Raw genomic sequence first — 19,312 nt, 5'->3', positions numbered from 1 at the left:
CCGACCCGTTCAGCGGTTAGCGATTGATTGTGATGCGCCCATCCGTATAAGGCTGATAAGGTGCGTTTTCGGCCAGATATTCTGCCGTCACATCGGCAAGATCCGGCCCGAAATCATACGCATTTTGCGCATCCCGCAGCATCGCATACCCGTCGCCACCATTGCGCACATAATTGTTCGACACAGCGCCATAGACCTTGTCCATCTCAACCGGCGCGCCGCCGATCATCACGTCCGAAACCCGGCGTCCCGGCTCTTGTGTCAGATCCACGGCAAAGCTCATTCCCGCAACCTGAGGGAAGCGACCGGCCCCGTCCTCAACCTGACTGACACCGTTCTCAAGTGCCGCGACAAGCGTTTCGCCGGTGATCTGAAAGGTTGACAACGTGTTCTGGAACGGCAGCACGGTCAGCACCTCGCCCATGGTCACATCGCCCGCATCAATCGAGGCACGCAACCCACCGCTATTGGCGATGGCGATGGAAATGCCCTGATCGGCCACGCGGGCCAGCATTGCATCTGCCACAAGATTGCCCATGGAGCATTCCATCACCCGGCACACATCGCGATTGCCTTCGATCGCTTCGGCAGCCGAGGCCACAACCCGGTTGCGGATTTCCTCAAGCGGCGCCGCCGCTTCGGTGATCCGCGCCTTGGTCGCATCATCCTCGGCCACAGCCGCATCCATGATGATCGGCGCGCCTGCCGCTTCGGTCAGATTGCCCGCGTCATCAAACGTGACATTCAGCTCGCCCAGGAATTTTCCATAGGCATAGGCCTGCACAATCGCCGTATTGCCGACCATGGTTGGGTACGGCCCAGCCGCGCTGTCCATATCACCCAACAGCGTGTTGGAATGGCCCCCGACGATCACATCAACGCCTGTTGTGTTCTCCGCGACGCGAATATCGGTGCCATAACCCGAATGGCTCAGCACGATGATCTTGTTGACACCGTCCTCGGTCAGCCGATCCACTTCGCCCTGCACCGCCTCGACCGGGTCGGTGAAAATCACGTTTGGCCCCGGAGACGCCAATTCATCCGTATCCTGCGGCGTCAGACCGATCAGACCGATCCGTTCGCCCCCTTGTTCGATCACCACGGATTTCTGAATGGCATCACTCAGCAAAGGCTCGCCCGAAATGTCGGCATTTGACATCAGGACCGGAAATTCAACCGCATCGACAAATCCGCGCAGCACTTCCGGCCCGTCATCAAATTCGTGATTGCCAACCGTCATCGCGGTATAGCCCATCTGGTTCATCATCTCGGCCGCCAGTTTGCCTTTGTAATAGGTGTAAAACAGCGTGCCCTGAAACTGGTCGCCGCCATCCACAAGGATGTGGTTGTTGCTTCGGGCTTTGGCATCACTGATCGCCGTCATCAGACGCGCCGATCCGCCGAAACATTCTCCGGCGGTGTTGTCTTCGGCTGAACAGCCCGAGTCGTATTTGCTGATCGGTTCAAACCGCGCGTGGAAATCGTTGGTGTGCAAGATGGTCAACGAATAATCGGCATGTGCCACCCCTGCACTGATCGCCAAAGCAGCGGCGCTTGTGAGTAATCTATATGTCATCATGGACATCCTCTCTGTCGGTCGATTTTTTATGCTTTGATCGTGATCCCTCTGTTGCAGAGAGTCAAAGCCGCAGTTGCGTCAGATCCGTCGCCACAGCGGCAAACGCGGGCCGCCCTGGCCCCCCCTGCGCAGGTGGGTGGCTTGACCCTGCCCCATCGACACGGCAACAGGACGTCATGATGATTTACAAACTCCTTCGCGCCGATGAATGGGCCGCCTTGCAAAGCCAGGGTGAAACCCAGGGGGCTCCGATAGATGTGGCCGATGGCTACATTCACTTTTCAACCGCCGACCAGGTGCGCGAAACCGCGGCCAAACACTTTGCCGGTGAAGACAATGTGATGCTTCTGGCCTTCGACGACAGTACGCTGTCCGGTGATCTGCGCTGGGAGCCGTCCCGTGGCGGGGCGCTGTTTCCGCATCTTTACGCGCCTTTGCGGCACGCAGACATCGCCTGGGTCAAACCGCTTGTCCTGACCGATGCAGGCCACGTCTTTCCGGACGATCTGGCATGAGCACGGTCGAGCGTATCGGTCTGCGCCTGCTGCACAAGCTGGACCCGGAAACCGCCCATGGGCTGGCCTTGCGCGCCCTTCAACTGGGGCTGGCCCCAACCACCGGAACGATGACAAGCCCGCGCTTGCGCACGTCGCTTGCCGGTCTGACCCTGCCCAATCCGGTTGGGCTTGCCGCCGGCTTCGACAAAAACGCAACCGCGCTGCGCCCGCTGTCCCGCGCGGGTTTCGGCTTTCTTGAGGTCGGTGCCGCCACACCCCGTCCGCAACCGGGCAACCCAAAGCCCCGATTGTTCCGCTTGAGCCAGGACCGCGCCGTGATCAACCGGTTCGGGTTCAACAATGACGGGATGGACGCGATTGCCACCCGCCTCAAAAACCGCCCCCGCGACGCGGTGATCGGCCTGAACCTGGGGGCCAACAAGGACAGCGAAAATCGCGCCGAGGATTTTGCCACGGTCCTGTCCACCTGTGGTCCGCATATTGATTTCGCCACCGTCAATGTCAGTTCGCCAAACACCGAAAAGCTGCGCGACCTGCAAGGTAAGGATGCGCTGTCGGCGCTTCTTGACGGCGTGATGACCACCCGGCAGGCGCTGGAAACACCGGTGCCGGTGTTCCTCAAAATCGCCCCGGATCTGTCGGATGCGGAAATTGCCGATGTGGCGGATGTGGCGCTGGCGTCCGGTATTGATGGCCTGATTGCCACCAACACAACGCTCGACCGGCACGGTCTGACCTCTGCATCCGCGCCGGAAAAGGGCGGGTTGTCCGGGGCCCCCTTGTTCGAAAAATCGACGCGCGTGCTGTCCCGGCTTTACCGCGAAACAAACGGCAAGCTTCCGATCATTGGCGTGGGCGGAATTGCATCCGCCAAAGACGCCTATACCAAAATCCGCGCGGGCGCGACGGCGGTGCAGCTTTACTCTGCCCTCACCTATCAGGGCCTCAGCCTTGTGCCTGAGATCGCAAACGGTCTGGAGGCGGTGCTCAAGCGCGATGGCTTTGAGACGGTCAGTGCCGCAATTGGCGCAGACACCTGATCCCGCAAGCGCGCGCCCGGCTAAGCGACGCGCGGCACGTTGGTGGCTGCGACAAAACGAGCGATCAGATCGGCGTCCTTGATCCCCGGCGCGCTTTCAACGCCGGACGACACATCCACCTGTTTGGCATTGGTCAGCGCAATCGCTTCGCCCACCGTGTCTGGCGTCAATCCGCCCGCCAGCATCCACGGCACCGACCACCGCCGCGCAGAGATCAACCGCCAGTCAAATGAAATGCCATTGCCACCGGGCAAGGTCGCGTTTTTGGGCGGTTTTGCATCCACCAACAACTGATCTGCAACCTTTGCATAAAGGTCCAGTGACGCCACATCATCGGCATCGGCCACGCCAACGGCTTTCATCACCGGCAGACCATATCGCGCCCGCACCTCTGACACCCGGTCCGGGCTTTCAGATCCGTGCAATTGCAGCATGTCCAACGGCACCGCATCGGTGATCGCGTCCAAAAATGCGTCATCCGCATTCACCACCAAAGCAACCTTGGCAATGCCCACCGGCACGTCAATCGCCAGATCCCGCGCGTCACCGATCGACAGATTGCGCGGGCTTTTGGGAAAAAAAACAAAGCCGCAATACGCCGCTCCTGCCTGCGCAACAGCGGTGACATCCTCGGGCCGGGTCAGCCCGCAGATTTTTGTGCGAATTCCCAAAGACATCAGACCGGCTCAGCTGGCCTCGTCCAGAAGTGCAAGAACCTCGTCCTTGTCCTTGTCACGCTCTGCCTTGGTCCGGCGCAGTTCACGTTCAAGCTTTTTGACCTCCGCCCGCTTTTGCGCGGCTTCGGCGCGGTGCTTGTGTTCGCGCAGCCATTCCCACACAAACCCGATCAGCAAACCGGCCACGATGCCGCCAAAGATCACGATGAACAACGGCAGTTCAATCGACCGGTTCATCCCCACCATGTCCGACAGCCCCGAAGGCAAAAGTTGCAGCATGACCATCTCGCGATTGGCCAGTGCCACAGACACCAAAGCGATGGCCAGCACCGCAAGAAACGCATAGCGAATGTATCGCATCAGTTTTACTTTCCGTTCAATCTGTCTCGAAGCAACTTACCGGTCTTAAAGAACGGAACGTGCTTTTCTTCAACCTCAACCGCTTCACCTGTGCGTGGATTCCGACCCACACGCGCATCGCGCTTTTTGACAGAAAACGCGCCAAACCCACGAAGCTCAACACGGTCACCACGGGCCATCGCGTTGATAATCTCTTCAAAAATTGTATTCACAATGCGCTCAACATCGCGTTGATACAAATGCGGGTTGTCATCGGCAATCTTCTGAATCAATTCCGAGCGTATCATAGTCTCGCATCCCCTTGGACGAACACGACGTTTACCAGTGTTCTGAGGGATGAGTATACGCAGGACAGCCGGTTACGGAAACCGTCGCGTTTGCGTGATTGGCAGAAAGTTCAGCCAAATTAAGCGGTTCTAGGCTCATAAGGGCCGGGTTTTTCAGCAAATCCCCGCAAGGACAGCGATCTGGGCACCCTCAGCGATGCGGCGATTCGCGGCCAGAGCGGCTCTGATCCGACCAGACACCCCGCTATGGGTCCACCTTTCGCAGTGTCAGATGTCACATCCACTTTTGCTTTGCGAACCTAACCTTTGGTCCGATGCCGCAAACGATCAGGTCGAACGCCGGGTCGCGAAAAAGGCATCATCGCGGTCGCTGGCCGAGGCTTCGATCTCTCCACGCAGCGCATCGAACCGGGTGACAAGATGATCCCGCATCGCGGTGCGCGCCGCCCCGTCATGCCGCGCGGCAATTGCGTCGATGATGGCCAGATGTTCGTTATGGGTGACTTCCAAAGATGCCCCGTCCCGCCCCTTCGCGCGGATCGCCACCCAATCGCGGTTTGACCGGATCGTGTCGAGCAGGGAAAACGCCGTCAGCAAAGGCCGGTTGCGCGCGCATTGCGCAATTAGCCGGTGCAGTGACCCGTCCCACAGCTCAATGGCCTGCGCATCGCTGGCTTCCAGCTGACGCTGCGCCAGCATCCGCAAACGCGCAACCTCTTCCGGCAACATGCGCTTGGCACACAGCGCCGCCAGTTCCGGTTCGATGCATAGACGGGCTTCCATCACCTCAAGCGCATTGGTTTCACCGGTGATTTTCGCCGCCAGATCGCCCATCGGATCAGAGGGCTGGCCCGCAAACGTGCCCTTGCCTTGCTTGCGCCAGACCAGACCTTCGGCCTCAAGCGCATCCAGCGCCTGCCGCACAAACCGCCGGCCCACCCCGAAGCGATCCGCAAGGGCGCGTTCCGTCGGCAGTTTGCCGTCGGCGCTCAAATCCCCCGATGTGATTAGCTCGAGAAGTTTGTCCCGAACCTGACCCGTCACCGCTTTGGACGACATCACATTCATGGCCGCACAACTCCAATCGGCTGGTGCCTGGATCTGTGTCTGACAAACCCGTGCATCACTCAAACTCGACCGCATTTGACTGACTGGGGCGGCCTTCGGCCTTGCGCCGCGCCTCGGCAGCGGCGATGTCGGCGTCGATCCCTGCGCGGGTGGGATAGCCGGAAAACCGTTCGGCGGTCGGCATACCCTTGGCGAAATGCACATACCGTTCCTGCGCGACGGCCCACAGACGCGACAATTCTCCAAGCGGATCGGCGTGATCATCGGCGCGCAAATCCAGCCAGGGATGCGCCTGACCGGAATGGATCACCAACCCCGCCGCCTGCCGACCGCGCTTGTCACCGCCCTCGGCTTCTCCGGCCCGCATGGCCTTGATCAGACGCTCGGCAAAAGGCAGGTCAGCGTGCGTGGCATAAGCGTCGGACGTGGCCTCGATCACACGCGGCCCTGCCAGCATATTGCCCGCGACGGAATGATCATCGCGGATCAGATGCCCGGCCCACTCCACACAATCCGCCCCTGTGTGAGCCGCGAAATGGCCTGATCTGTCCATCATATGCGCCTGCCGGATGGCACGGCCATCATCACGGGCCACCAGATCGGCCAGAACGTCATCCGCCCGTTCCCCATCCATCAGACGCGCGCGCCCTTCGGTGCCCCAGACCGGATTGCAAAACGCCTGACTGGCCACTGCGACGCTCTGCGATACGTAAGGAACGGCGGCACCGCAGGCAAAAAACTTGCTGGCCACGATCAGACCAATGCTGCCATCGCTGTCTTTGGCAATCAAAGAATATGTCATTCTAACGCCCCACCGCATATGCCTGCATCAACCGCGGCGTCGCCGCCGCGCGCAACATCCCGTCCGGTTCGCGCAGCGCCGCGGTCAGACGGCCCACCGTCCAGGGTTCGGCCACAGTCACGACATGCCCCCGCGCGCGCAGATCGGCGATCACCGCGTCTCCGACATTGGGTTCGATCATCATCTCTCCGGGTTTCACCTCGCGTGGGAAGAACGATCCCTGAAAATGCATCGAATGGAACAACGGCTGGTCCATACATTCCTGCAACCCCATGCCGAAATGCACAAACCGCAAGAACCAGATCAGCTGCCACTGATCCTGCTGATCTCCACCCGGCGTCCCAAAGACAAGCTGCACGCCGTCTTTCTCTGCAAGCGATGGCGTCAGCGTCGTGCGCGGGCGGCGCTTGGGGGCCAGTGAGGTCGGCAATCCATCCTCAAGCCAGAACATCTGCGCCCGAGAATTCAGCGGAAAGCCCAGACCGGGGATCACCGGATTGCTCTGCAACCATCCACCCGACGGCGTGGCGGCCACCATATTGCCCCAGCGGTCAATGATATCCAGATGCACCGTATCGCCGCGCCGTTCCGTCAGGTGCGACATGGTCGGTTCCTGTGCCGCCACATCGCCCACATCGAAATCCCGCGCGGCGCGGTCGATATAGGCCTTGGCCTGATGCTCAAACCCCGGCACACGCCCGGGTCGCTGGTCGCGCGACGCCTTCGCTCCGATCAGCTTGCGCCGCTCTGCCGCGTAGTCCTCGCTCAGCAAATGCTCCATCGGGATCTCGCTGAAATCCGGGTCGCCGTAATACGCCTCGCGGTCCGCATAAGCGAGCTTCATCGCCTCGATCACCGTGTGCACAAATTCGGCCCCGTTCGGGTCCATTGCGCCCAGATCAAACCCCTTCAGGATCGCCAAAGCCTGAAGCATCACCGGCCCTTGCGACCACGCCTGTGTCTTGTGCACCGTCCAGCCGTGATAGCTGTAGGACAACGGCTCTTCATAAGTGGCGCGCCAATCGACCATGTCAGACCGGGCCAAAACCGAGGAATGTTTGCGGTCCGACACATCCATCACATGCGCGTCTTTGAGATAGTCAAAGATCGCATCCGCCACGAACCCGTCCCGCCACGCAAGCCGCGCGGCATCAATCTGTGCCTCCCGCGTGTCGCCGGGCGAAGACGCCAGACGGTCATATGTGTCAGCCAGGTCAGGGTTGCGGAACAGCGCATTCGGCGCTGGGGCTTTGCCCTCTGGTGTCCAGACCGCCGCCGATGTCGGCCATTCCTCGGCAAAGAAATCCGCCAGCTCGGCGATGGTGTTTGCCACGCGCGGCAACACCGGATGGCCATCCCGCGCATACTCTATGGCCGGCTGCATCACGTCGCGCAGCGTCATCGTGCCATGATCGCGCAGCATCAGCATCCAGCCATCAAACGCCCCCGGAACCACCGTCGCCAAAAGCCCCGAACCCGGTATCAGCGTCAGTCCCTGTTCGGTGTAATGCGCGATGGTGGCCGCCTCGGGTGCCACGCCTTGCGCACATAAAACCTCGACCCGGCCTGTGTCAGCCGAATAGAAAATCGCGGGCATGTCCCCGGCTGGCCCGTTCAGATGTGGCTCGACCACCTGCAAGGTCAGCGCGGTGGCCACAGCCGCGTCAAAGGCGTTCCCGCCCTTTTCAAGAATGCTCATGCCAACCGCAGAGGCAATCCAATGGGTTGACGTGGCCACGCCAAAGGTGCCGCGAATTTCAGGACGGGTGGTGAAATCTGACATAACGTCTCCGGATCAATGTTCGCGCGGATCAAGCGCATCGCGCAGCCCGTCGCCCAAAAGGTTGAAACCCAGAACCACGAAAAAGATCGACAGCCCCGGCCACATCGCCATCCAGGGGGCCTGGTTGAGAAAGTTCTTCGCGGTGTTCAGCATCGACCCCCAGCTGGGCGCAGGGGGCTGTTGGCCAAGACCAAGGAAAGACAGGGACGCTTCGGCAATGATTGCCGTTGCGATGGTCAGTGTGGCCTGCACAAGGATCGGCGGCAACACATTGGGAAAGATATAGCGGGTCAGGATCTTGCGCGTCGGCAATCCGATGGCGCGGGCGCTGTCAACGTAATCTTCGGATTTGATGTTGATCACCTGCCCGCGTGTCAGCCGGATAAAGATCGGCGTTGCCGAGATCCCGATGGCAATCATCGCATTGGTCAGTGACGGGCTTAGAAACGCGGCCAGCGCAATGGCCAGGATCAGGAACGGCACCGCCAGAAGCGCCTCGGTGCAGCGCGAAATCACCGCATCGGTCCAGCCGCCGAAATACCCGGCAATGATGCCCAGCGGCACACCAAACAACACCGCAATCCCAACCGACACAACGCCCGCCAGCAGCGACGCCTGCGCGCCCCAGATCAGCCGGGACATCACATCGCGCCCGATCTCGTCCGTGCCCATCCAATGATCCCAACTGGGCGCCTTGCGCACCGCGCCCCAATCTGTCGCTGCCGGTTCAGGGATCGGCAAAACCGGGGCAAGCACCGCCATCAGAACAAAAAACAAGACCAGAACTCCGCCCACCATGGCACTTTTGTGGCTGCGGAATTTCTTCCAGACGCGATTTTCCGTTTTTGCGGCCAGCACCGGGTCTGCGGCGGCCGGGGTCACAGCATCTGTCATGTCACTGCCCCCTCAAACGTGGGTTCAGCACGTAATACATGGCATCGGCAAAGATGTTCATAAAGATAAAGCCGACAGCGGTCACCAGAACGATCCCCTGCACCACAGCGTAATCGCGGTTGAACACCGCATCGACCACCAGCTTGCCAAAGCCGGGAATGGTAAAAATCTGCTCGGTCAACACCGCCCCCGCAACCAGTTCACCAAACAGCAGCGCCGACAGCGTCACAATCGGCGTCAGCGCATTGCGCAGCGCGTGTTTCAGGATCACCACCCGCTCTTTCAGCCCCTTGGCCCGCGCGGTGCGCACATAATCCGCGCTCAACACACCAATCATCGACGACCGCGTGTGCCGCATCAGCGTCGCGGCAAGCGCGGTGCCCAGCACAAACGCAGGCATCAGCATGGTGCGAATGGATTGCCAGAAATCTTCGGACAGGGGCACATAGCCCGATGCCGGCAGCAATTGCCATTTCACCGACACCAGCAGGATCAACATGATGCCCAGCCAGAAATTCGGGATCGACAGGCCCGACAACGCAACCACATTTGCCACATAATCGGTCGCCGTTCCCTTTTTGACAGCCGACAGAATACCGGCCGGAACACCGATCACCAGCGCAAAGATCATCGACATGACCGCAAGCTGAAGTGTCACCGGCAGCTTTTCCGCCATCAATTCCGTGACCGGCTGGTTGGTGCGCAGCGAAATCCCCAGATCACCCTGCAGCGCATTGCTGACCCAGGCCAGATATTGCACCGGGATTGGATCATTCAGACGGTATTTTTCGCGCAATGCCTCAAGCACCTCCGGGTCGCGCTCCTCGCCTGCCAAAATCAAAAGCGGATCGCCCGGCAACAGCTGTTGCAGCCCGAACACCATGATCGAAATGATCACAATCGTCGGTATCGCAATCAGGATGCGGCGCAGCAGAAAGACAAGCATGTCAAAACCCAGACATCAAAGCGCCCGCGCCACACAAACCGGCGGCGCGGACGGGAAAGATCACTCTTCCCAGGTCACGTTCTCAAGACGGATCATGCCATCAGGATACGGGGTAAAGCCGGTCAAGGCGCTGTTATAGGCCCAGATCCAGGTCACGTGATACAGGAACACGCGGTTCAGCTCATCCATCATGATGCCGATCGCTTCGTCATAAAGCGCCTTGCGCTCTTCGGTGCTGTCGGCGACCCGCGCGGCGTTCATCAACTCGTCCATTCGCGCATCCGAGAACTTGGAATCGTTGATCCCGCCATCGGTTGTGACAAACTGGTGATTGTTGCCATCCGGATCGACCCGACCGGACCAGCCGATCTGGCTCGCGGTGTAATCCCCCGCTGATTGATCCGACAGCAGCGTCGCGAATTCTTTTGACGTCAGCTTGATGTCAATCCCGGCCTCGGCTGCCATTGCCTGCACAACCTGCATCACGGCCAGCGGCTCGGTCGAATTGGGCACCTGCACCTCAAGCTCCAACCCGTCGGGAAAGCCAGCCTCGGCCAACAGGCTTTTGGCCTTGTCCACGTCGCGCGCCGGAACCGGGAAATCCTGATTGTACCAGGGCGATGTGGACGGGAACGGCTGATTGCCCGGCGCAAAGGCCCCTTCGAACACCACCTGGTTCAATGCCTCGCGGTCGATCGCATGGCTGAGCGCCTGTCGCAGACGTTTGTCATTGCCCCAGGGATTGTCGCCCTTTTCCCCGTTGTTGATGTTGAACGTAATCCCCTGATAGCCCAGCGACACCGCGCTATCGACCACAATACTGTCATCCGCCCGCGCCTGCGTCAGATCGGTCGCCGCCAGACGTTCAAGCATGTCAATGTCGCCCGACTGCAGATTGGCAAGCCGCACCGTGGTGTCCGGAATGGGCAGGAACGTCACGCTGTCGAAATGGATCGCATCCGCGTTCCAGTAATCGTCAAACTTGGTCAGGACAATCTTGTCCTGCGCGACCCTTTCGGTAAAGCTGAACGCGCCCGAGCATACCGGGTTCAAACCAAAATCCGCGCCCGCTTCGGCCGCCGCTGTCGGTGACATCATCATCCCGGCACGGTCCGCCAGCTGTGCCATCAAAGTGGCATCCGGCCCGGCAAGGTTCAGCACGATCTCGTAGTCTCCGGTCACCTCGGTTGATGTGATCGACTTTAGCTCTGACTTGCGCCGGCTCTCATCAAGTGTCTGGGATCGCTCAATATTCGCTGCAACCGCTTCGGCATTGAACGGTGTGCCGTCGTGAAACACAACGCCTTCGCGCAGCTGCATGGTGATCGAGGCCCCATCTTCGGATGTGGTCCACGAGGTTGCCAATTGCGGGATGATCTCAAGATCGGGCGTGATATCCACCAGCTTGTCGCATAACGAGGCGTAAACGATGCGCCCGACAAAGGTGCGGGATTGATCCGGGTCCAAAACATCGGCGTCCGATTGCAACGCGATACGCAGGTCCTTGGCCAAAACAGGGCTTGCCGTCAGCGCCGTCGCGCCGATCAGGGCCGTGATCATGGCAGTTTTCAGATGTGACATTTGTCAGGTCCTCTCTGTCGGTTGATTTTTATTATGTTTGAGCGTCCCGCCTTCGGCCGCAGCGCGATAAAGCGCGAACCGGGCCTTGGCGGCTTTTGAGTGAAACAGGTCGATCGAAGGCGGCGCATCGACGGTGATGCTGTCCCAGAAATGACAGGCCACCTGATGTCCGCCGCGATCGGTTTCCGCCAGCACCGGTGTGTCGGTCTTGCAGCGCGCCTGTGCAAACGGACAGCGGGTGTGAAACCGGCATCCCGGCGGCGGCGCGGTCGGGCTGGGCATTTCGCCCAGAACAATCGCCTCGTGATCGACTTGTGGCCCGCCCATCGACGGAATCGACGCCAAAAGCGCCTGTGTGTACGGATGGCGCGGCGTTGTATAAACATCTTCGGTCGGGCCCATTTCGACAATCCGGCCCAGATACATCACCGCAACCCGGTCGCTCATATGGCGGATGACGCCAAGATCATGCGCAATAATCACAAGCGTCAGCCCAAGATCGCGCGACAGGTCGCCCAACAGATTGATCACCTGCGCCTGCACCGATACGTCCAACGCCGACACCGGCTCATCCCCGATGATCAGCTTTGGTCCCGATGCCAGCGCCCGCGCGATGCCGATCCGCTGCCGCTGTCCACCGCTGAATTCATGCGGATAGCGATCTGCATGTTCCGCCCGCAATCCCACCTGCCGCAAAAGCTCTGCGACCCTGGCCTGCCGCGCCGCTTTGTCCAGATCGGGGGCATGCACCTCAAGCGGTTCGCCCACCAGCTTGCCAACCGTCATCCGCGGATTGAGCGATGAAAACGGGTCTTGAAAGATAAACTGCATCTCGCCGCGCAAAACGGTCAGCGCGTGCCCTTTGACAGCGCTGATATCGCGCCCATCAAACGTCACCGTGCCGGATGTCGGCGACAAAAGCCGCATCAACACCCGCGCCAGCGTGGATTTCCCGCATCCGCTCTCACCAACAATGGCAAAGGTTTCGCCCCGCCGAATATCAAGCGACACCCGGTCGACCGCCTGCACAACAGCCGATTTCGACAACCACCCGCCGCCGCCAAAATGCTTGACCACGTCAACCGCTTTCAAAAGCACATCCCGCGTCATGCAGACACCGCCACATTCTCTTCCAACGGCGCATAATGACAGGCCACGCAATGCTCCGGCACGATCTCTGCCAGCTCAGGACGGCCTGCACAGACCGGCGTGGCAAAGGCGCAGCGCGTGCGAAACCGGCAGCCTTCGGGCATATTGGCGATGGTCGGCACTGTGCCGGGCACAATCGCCAGCCGCCCGCCCGGCTTGTCCAGACGCGGCATCGCGCTCATCAAACCGATTGTATACGGGTGCTGTGGATTGCTGAAAACCTCTTGCACCGCCCCCTGTTCCACCACTTGCCCGCCATACATCACCGCAACACTGTCGGCGATTTCGGCCACCACACCCAGATCATGGGTGATCATGATGGTGCCCATGCCGGTCTCGTCCCGCAGGTTGCGGATCAGATCCAGAATCTGCGCCTGGATCGTCACATCCAGCGCGGTGGTCGGCTCGTCCGCGATCAAAAGCTGCGGGTCATTGGCCAGTGCCATGGCAATCATCACACGCTGGCGCATACCACCGGACAATTGGTGCGGATATTCAGACAGGCGCTGTCGCGGGTTGGCAATCCCCACGCGGGTCAGCATCTCTTCTGCCCGCGCCAACGCATCGCTGCGCGACCCACCCTTGTGCTGCAACACCGCCTCGGCAATCTGATCGCCGATTTTGAACGCCGGATTCAGTGATGTCATCGGCTCCTGAAAAATCATCGCAACACGGTTGCCGCGCATCTCGGCGGGAAGGGTGCGTTGCGTCAGATCAAAGCTGTCTTGCCCAATCCTCAGATTTCCCGAAGAAATTCGCGTTGATCCTTCTGGCAAAAGCCCCATGAGCGCCATCGCGGTCACGCTTTTTCCGCAACCGGATTCGCCGACAACGCACAGCACTTCGCCGGGGCGAACCGATAGGGTGACACCGTCAACCACATCCGCAGATTGCCCTTTGAACCCCAATCGCAAGTCTGACAGAACGCATAAAGCCGCCCCATGCGCCGCATGGCCTGTCGCCTTTATCCGGGTCTCCCCTTCGCCCACACGCAGCTCCACTCAGGTCAAAACCGAACCATCCGAACCAATCGTACATTGGTTTATCAGACGCGCTTCAAGAGTCTGTCAAGAAAAAATGCCCTGCGCCCCCGACTACGGGACCCCGTGCACAAAACTTGTGCACGGCTCGGACCACCTGCCCGCTGCGTCCCGCACGTCTTTGGCCGTGCCACAGCTGTGCAAATCCGCCGCCGTCTTACCATGCGCCGCCATCAGCGTCTTTCCGACACCGATCGTGCCTTGGTTGGCCAGCGACCGTCTCATACCGATGACATGCATCCCATCAGGCATCACAACGCGCGGCACATGCCCCATCGCCGTAAAGCGCCCCGGGTCACCCGCTTTTGGCGGCTGACGGCGGGGCCAAAAACGAGGCTTGGCTCACGATCCGGCAACGGCTGATCCCGGACTATCCCAACACGGAGAAGCCTCTATCGGACTGGCCGTTGTGCACGTCTCCACACCGATCAAGCTGGCACCGCGGCCCGCCGTGATCCGGTACTGCGCATGAAAAACGTGTAGTAAAACACCGGTGCGGCAACCAAAGTAAGGATAGATGCAAATGCCAGACCGCCCATGATGGTGATGGCCATCGACCGAAAGAACGCGTCCCACACCAGCGGCAACATACCCAGAATGGTGGTCGCAGAGGCAAGGATCACCGGACGCAAACGCGACGTTGATGCCTCTACAATAGAATCCACCAAAGCTTGCTGCGGCTTCTCGGCGCGCACAATGTCGATCTCTTCCACCAGAACGATCCCGTTCTTGATCAACATCCCCGAGAGCGACAAAAGCCCCAGCAACGCGGTAAACGTAAACGGCGCACCCACACCAAGCAACGCAAGGCTGACCCCGTTGACCGACATCGGCACCAACAGCCAGATGATCAACGGCTGACGCAACGCATTGAACAACAACACCGAAATCAGCACCATGATGATCCCGCTCAGCGGCAATTGCCGCCCCAGGCTTTCCTGCGCGTCAGACGAGCTTTCAAGCTCCCCACCCCACTCCATCTTGTACCCGTCTGGAAGGGGCATCGTGTCAATCGCCTCCTGCACCTCGGCCTGAACTTGGGCAGCCGTCAACCCCTTGACGATGTCAGCCCCCACCGTGATCGTCAAAAGCCGGTCGCGCCGCATCAACAGGGTGTTCTGGGAATCAAAGACCAGACCATCAGTGACCTGTTCGAATGGCAGAAAGCTCTGGGCATTTTGCGAATAAACAACGTGATCCGTCAGCGCGAGCCCCGCATCCGGTGCCGCACGCAGCACGATGGGGATTTGCCGTTCGCCTTCGCGATACACCCCCGCATCAATGCCTTCCGTGGCAAAGCGCAGCGTCATTGTGATGTCATCCCGCGTAATCCCGGCCTCTTGCGCGCGATCGGTGGCATAGATGGGGCGCAAAACCTGTTCCTGCTCGCGCCAGTCAATGCGCGGGGCCACAATGTTATCCGACGCCTCCAACAACCGCGCCATCGCCTGATCCGCCAGATCCCGAAGGACCTCGGGGTCCGAACCGGAAAACCGGGCCTGAATGGGATCACCGCCGCCCGGACCAAACGCCAGCCGCTTTGCCCGGAATTCCCCTTGCGGAACATGCGTTGCGGCAAACGCCTCGATATCGGCAATCAGCGGGGCGATATCGGTGATGGATTGGGTGCGGACAATAATATGACCATAACTCGGGTTCGGGTCTTCTGCCTGATAGGTCAACATGAAACGATCCGCACCCTGCCCGACAAAAGCCGTAGAGGACACAACGTCATCGCGCTCTGCCAACCAATCCTCAAGAACCGCCACGTCCCGAGAGGTTTCGTGGATCGACGCGCCTTGATCCAGCTTGTAATGCACAAAGAAAAGCGGCGTGTTGCTGTCCGGAAAGAACTGCTGCTTGATCTGGCCAAACATCATCATGCAGACCACGGTGATGCCGATCAAACCGATGATCACCGCCCACCACGCCCGCAACGCCGCGCGCAGAGTCCGAGCGTACACCCGGAACATCAGGCCGCCATAGGCATCATCATCGCCGCAGGCCCCCCGTCGAAAGAAATAATGCCCCAAAAGCGGCGTCGCGGTCAGCGCCAGCACCCATGACAGCAAAAGCGATATTGCGATCACCGCAAAAAGCGAGAACAGGAATTCGCCCGTCGCGTCCGGGCTCAGACCAATCCCGGCAAACGCCATGATCCCGATCACCGTTGCGCCCAGCAACGGGATTTGTGTCTTGCTCGCCGCCTCATCCGCCGCCTCCCGAGAGCTTTTGCCCCGTCGCATGGCGATCTGCATGCCCTCGGCCACCACGATGGCGTTATCCACCAACATGCCCATCGCGATGATCAGCGCGCCCAGCGAAATCCGTTCCATCTCGATTGAAAAGATCGACATGAAGAACAAGGTGCCCACCACCGTCAGCAACAGGGTCGACCCCACCACCAGCGCCGCACGCCAGCCCATGAACAGGGCCAGAACAATCACCACGATCGACACCGACATGGCCAGATTGACCAGAAACGCGTTCGACGCTTCCTCGACCACAACATGCTGCTGGTAAATGGGCTGCAAATCGACACCCACCGGGATTTGCGGCGCAAGCTCGGACAGCCTGGCATCCACGCGCTTGCCAACATCCACGATATTCTCTGATCCGATCCCGGCAACCCCAAGCGTAAACGCCTCTACGCCATTGTGCCGCACGATCAGTTCCGGCGTCGCCTCGCGCGACCGCGTGACAGAGGCGAAATCGAACAGATTCAGAATCTCGCCATCAACTCCTACGGTCAGCCCAGCAATATCCTGCACCGTATCATTGCCCTCCGGACCCTGAATCAGCGTGCGCCCTTCAACGCTTTGCAATGACCCGCCATCCACAACTGAATTGGCATCGGCCAAGGCTCTTTGCACGGCAATGGGCGGAATGTTCAGATTTGTGCTCAGAACCAGGTTCGGCTCCACATAAATCACCTCGTTCGGCACGCCCGACAGGATGACATCGGCCACCCCCGACACCGTCAAAAGCTCTCGCCTGAGAAAGGTCGCAAGATTGTTGATCTCGGCATCCGAGAACCCGGCAGCCGTCACTGCATAGTAAATCCCGTAAACGTCGCCGAACCCGTCATTCACAAACGGCCGCTCGGCCCCGGTGGGCAATCGCGCGGCATTCACCCGGTTGCGCAGTTTGGTCCACACTTCGGGCAGTTCGGACCCGTCATACTGGTCTTTCATATCGACGGTGATCCATGACAGCCCCGGCTGATTCATAGAGCGAACCTGCTTGACCTCCGACATCTTCTGGATCTCGGATTCCAGCGGCTCGGACACCTCCCGCGCCACTTGCTGGGCCTCCGCGCCCGGGTATTCGGTGATGACAACAGCCGTCTTGATGGTAAACGCCGGGTCTTCCAGACGTCCCAGATTGAAAAACCCCCAGATCCCGCCAAGCAATGCGCCCAGGATGATGATCCACGTCACGACCGGCCGGTCAATTGAGGCGCGCGCGATGTTCATATTCCGCCCCTCAGTTCGTGAATCCGGTGAACCGTTTGACACGGTCCCCGTCACTCAATTGGCTGGCCCCGCTGGCCACAATTTCTTGCCCCGGCTCAAGCCCCGCGATCACGCGCACCTTGCCATAGGCATCGGCTTCAATCTCTACCGGATGACGCCGCACGGTTCCCTCATCCGCGCCGACCGGTTCAAAAATCAGAACCTGCGTCGTGCCGTCATTGGCGGTTGTGACGGCGGATCTGGGAATTGTGATCGTACGGCCCCGCGTACCAAGTTTTGCATAAACGGTGACGGAAGAGCCGGGCAACACCACAATGTCGTCCGGCGGGGCCATGCCCAAAGTGATACCAAAGGTTTGCCCGATCTGCGAAGTTTCGGCATTAAATTCCCGTGGCGTCACCGCATAGCGCTGATCCGATGTTGGAAACTGCGCCCAAAGCGTGACATCCGGGTCGCGCCCCGCAATCTGAAACAACAGTTCCGGCACCTCGATCTCGATCCGTAGATCAGACATGTCATGCAAACGCGCAATCGGCGTACCTGCTGCAATCGTTGAATAATTCGCCACATTGCGCGTCGCCACCAGGGCATCGAACGGAGCCAGCAACGTCGCGTTGTTCAACGACCGCTGGGCATTGCGCACCGCGATATCCGCCAGTTTCACCGCCGTATCCGCATCATCCACACTGACCTGACTGACCGTGCTGCCCTGCAGTTTCTGCAGTCGCTCCAATGTCCGCCCTGCCTGTTCCCGCTGCACCCGCGCCTGATCCAACGCCAACTGAAAAGGCTCAAGATCCAGCTGTGCCACCATCGTGCCCTTGGCGATCCGGTCGCCTTCGATCAAAGGCAGCTCAACGATCTGACCCCCAACCTGAAACGCCAGATCCACCGTTTCCTTGGCGACCACATGCCCGAAAAACTGTCGTGTGATGTCACCGTTCACCGGGTGCACTTCAATGATCTTGGCCAGCCGCACCTCTTGTGCACTGCCCAGCACGGGCATCAGCATCATGCACAGTAAGGCGAAAAAGCGCAGCATGTTCAAACTCCTGTCAGGATCAAAACAAATAAAAAAAGCCCTGAATCGCATCAGGCGCCGAAGATGAGTTGGTCGGTATATAAACCGATCAGTTTAGTTTTCGACACAGAAACATGTGCAGACGCTGCGACACTCTGTGCATTTTCACCCACAAACCGCTAAATAACCGTTAAGTCACAGCAAAAACCAATTCCCAAAGGTTGCAGACATGACCACAGACTACGCCGCATGGATCGGCAAACCCCGGTCGACCCCTGGTCAGATCACCCAACAGCTTGCGGCCATGCTGCACGCAACACTCGGCACACCCAAAGACGAGCCACCAGAAAACGGTGATATTGCCCCGCATCTGTGGCACTGGGCCGCCTTTGCGCCAACCGTCCCGATGTCTGATCTGGCCGATGACGGACACCAGCATCGCGGCGATTTCCTGCCTCCGGTGCCCCACCCCCGTCGCATGTGGGCCGGAGGAGAGCTGACCTTTCACGCCCCTTTACACATCGGCGCACCGCTGACCCAGATATCCACCGTCACCGCCATTGAACGCAAATCCAGCCGCATGGTTTTTGTGACGGTGGCGCATGAGATATATCAGTCCGACATCCACGCGCTGTCAGAACGCCACACCATCGCCTATGTCGACATCCCGCCCGCCTATGCACCGCCGGTCCCGAAACCCGTTCCCGCAACCCCGGTTTTCACAAAATCCGAACCGATGCCGATCACCCGGCTCTTCCGCTACTCCGCCGTGACCTTCAACGCGCATCGCATCCATTACGATCTGTCCTACGCCAAAGATGTTGAAAACTACCCCGGACTGGTGGTACATGGCCCGCTGCAAGCCACGCTGATGCTGTCTCATGCCGTCGCTTACAGCCAACGATCTCCCGGTCACTTTACCTATCGCGGGGTCCATCCCATGTTCCACGATGACCCGATGCAGGTGCTGGGATATGACCCAACCGACACTGCGCTGTCGCTATGTACGGCAAAACCGGGCAGCCATCAGGGCATGCAAGCCACGGTCACCTGGGCGTCCGAAAAGCGCCCCGGCCCTTAAGACCGCACCC

The 19,312-nt window shown here is 59.8% G+C and carries 17 protein-coding genes; 3 read left to right on the top strand and 14 right to left on the bottom strand.

From position 1 onward, the window contains the following. Positions 1–16: 16 nt before the first annotated feature. A complete protein-coding gene (locus ACG74X_RS04330; RefSeq protein WP_411232930.1) occupies positions 17–1,576 on the bottom strand; it encodes a bifunctional metallophosphatase/5'-nucleotidase in 1,560 nt (519 codons plus the stop codon). 179 nt (positions 1,577–1,755) lie between these two features. Between ACG74X_RS04330 and ACG74X_RS04325 the strand changes: the two genes are divergently transcribed. Both ACG74X_RS04325 and ACG74X_RS04320 read left to right on the top strand, forming a co-directional pair. Then, positions 1,756–2,094, top strand: coding sequence for a DUF952 domain-containing protein (locus tag ACG74X_RS04325; protein WP_411232929.1), 339 nt, complete (start codon positions 1,756–1,758; stop codon positions 2,092–2,094). After that, on the top strand, positions 2,091–3,137 hold the full coding sequence (locus tag ACG74X_RS04320) for a quinone-dependent dihydroorotate dehydrogenase (protein ID WP_411232928.1): 1,047 nt from the start codon (positions 2,091–2,093) through the stop codon (positions 3,135–3,137). The genes ACG74X_RS04325 and ACG74X_RS04320 overlap by 4 nt, the downstream gene beginning before the upstream one ends. A 20-nt stretch (positions 3,138–3,157) precedes the next feature. Here the strand turns inward: ACG74X_RS04320 and ACG74X_RS04315 are convergent, their stop codons facing one another. From ACG74X_RS04315 to ACG74X_RS04255, 13 genes are all read right to left on the bottom strand, one after another. Next, positions 3,158–3,814 (bottom strand): phosphoribosylanthranilate isomerase, encoded by a 657-nt coding sequence (locus ACG74X_RS04315; protein ID WP_411232927.1) that lies wholly within the window; start codon positions 3,812–3,814, stop codon positions 3,158–3,160. A 9-nt stretch (positions 3,815–3,823) separates the two neighbouring features. After that, complete coding sequence (locus ACG74X_RS04310; protein WP_411232926.1) at positions 3,824–4,174, bottom strand: lipopolysaccharide assembly LapA domain-containing protein; 351 nt, start codon at positions 4,172–4,174, stop codon at positions 3,824–3,826. A 5-nt stretch (positions 4,175–4,179) separates the two neighbouring features. Then, positions 4,180–4,461 (bottom strand): integration host factor subunit beta, encoded by a 282-nt coding sequence (gene ihfB, locus ACG74X_RS04305; RefSeq protein ID WP_247081596.1) that lies wholly within the window; start codon positions 4,459–4,461, stop codon positions 4,180–4,182. 327 nt (positions 4,462–4,788) lie between these two features. After that, entirely contained in the window at positions 4,789–5,529 is a 741-nt protein-coding gene (locus ACG74X_RS04300) for a FadR/GntR family transcriptional regulator (RefSeq protein WP_411232925.1), read from the bottom strand. Positions 5,530–5,584: 55 nt separating this feature from the next. After that, positions 5,585–6,331, bottom strand: a complete 747-nt coding sequence (locus tag ACG74X_RS04295) for a DUF1028 domain-containing protein (protein WP_411232924.1) — start codon at positions 6,329–6,331, stop codon at positions 5,585–5,587. A 1-nt stretch (position 6,332) separates the two neighbouring features. Then, positions 6,333–8,114, bottom strand: a complete 1,782-nt coding sequence (locus ACG74X_RS04290; protein ID WP_411232923.1) for a gamma-glutamyltransferase family protein — start codon at positions 8,112–8,114, stop codon at positions 6,333–6,335. A gap of 12 nt (positions 8,115–8,126) precedes the next feature. Further along, on the bottom strand, positions 8,127–9,008 hold the full coding sequence (locus tag ACG74X_RS04285) for an ABC transporter permease (RefSeq protein WP_411232922.1): 882 nt from the start codon (positions 9,006–9,008) through the stop codon (positions 8,127–8,129). A 1-nt stretch (position 9,009) separates the two neighbouring features. Further along, the gene (locus ACG74X_RS04280; RefSeq protein ID WP_411232921.1) at positions 9,010–9,954 is read right to left on the bottom strand and encodes an ABC transporter permease; all 945 of its coding nucleotides are present in this window, start codon (positions 9,952–9,954) and stop codon (positions 9,010–9,012) included. A 60-nt stretch (positions 9,955–10,014) separates the two neighbouring features. Further along, on the bottom strand, positions 10,015–11,535 hold the full coding sequence (locus ACG74X_RS04275) for an ABC transporter substrate-binding protein (protein WP_411232920.1): 1,521 nt from the start codon (positions 11,533–11,535) through the stop codon (positions 10,015–10,017). Between the two features lie 3 nt (positions 11,536–11,538). After that, the gene (locus ACG74X_RS04270; RefSeq protein ID WP_411232919.1) at positions 11,539–12,645 is read right to left on the bottom strand and encodes an ABC transporter ATP-binding protein; all 1,107 of its coding nucleotides are present in this window, start codon (positions 12,643–12,645) and stop codon (positions 11,539–11,541) included. Continuing rightward, positions 12,642–13,673, bottom strand: coding sequence for an ABC transporter ATP-binding protein (locus ACG74X_RS04265; RefSeq protein ID WP_411232918.1), 1,032 nt, complete (start codon positions 13,671–13,673; stop codon positions 12,642–12,644). Before ACG74X_RS04265 ends, ACG74X_RS04270 begins: the two co-directional genes overlap by 4 nt. Before the next feature lie 479 nt (positions 13,674–14,152). Then, a complete protein-coding gene (locus ACG74X_RS04260) occupies positions 14,153–17,200 on the bottom strand; it encodes an efflux RND transporter permease subunit (RefSeq protein WP_411232917.1) in 3,048 nt (1,015 codons plus the stop codon). A 10-nt stretch (positions 17,201–17,210) separates the two neighbouring features. Next, the gene (locus ACG74X_RS04255) at positions 17,211–18,242 is read right to left on the bottom strand and encodes an efflux RND transporter periplasmic adaptor subunit (protein WP_411232916.1); all 1,032 of its coding nucleotides are present in this window, start codon (positions 18,240–18,242) and stop codon (positions 17,211–17,213) included. Between the two features lie 208 nt (positions 18,243–18,450). On the opposite strand from ACG74X_RS04255, the gene ACG74X_RS04250 reads away from it, so the two are divergent. Further along, on the top strand, positions 18,451–19,302 hold the full coding sequence (locus ACG74X_RS04250) for a MaoC family dehydratase N-terminal domain-containing protein (RefSeq protein ID WP_411232915.1): 852 nt from the start codon (positions 18,451–18,453) through the stop codon (positions 19,300–19,302). The last annotated feature ends 10 nt before the right edge of the window (positions 19,303–19,312 follow it).

Source organism: Marivita sp. S0852 (assembly GCF_046591575.1).
Taxonomy (GTDB): Bacteria; Pseudomonadota; Alphaproteobacteria; order Rhodobacterales; family Rhodobacteraceae; genus Marivita.
The sequence above is the reverse complement of the archived record's forward strand: the minus strand, read 5'-3'. Positions and strand labels throughout refer to the sequence as shown.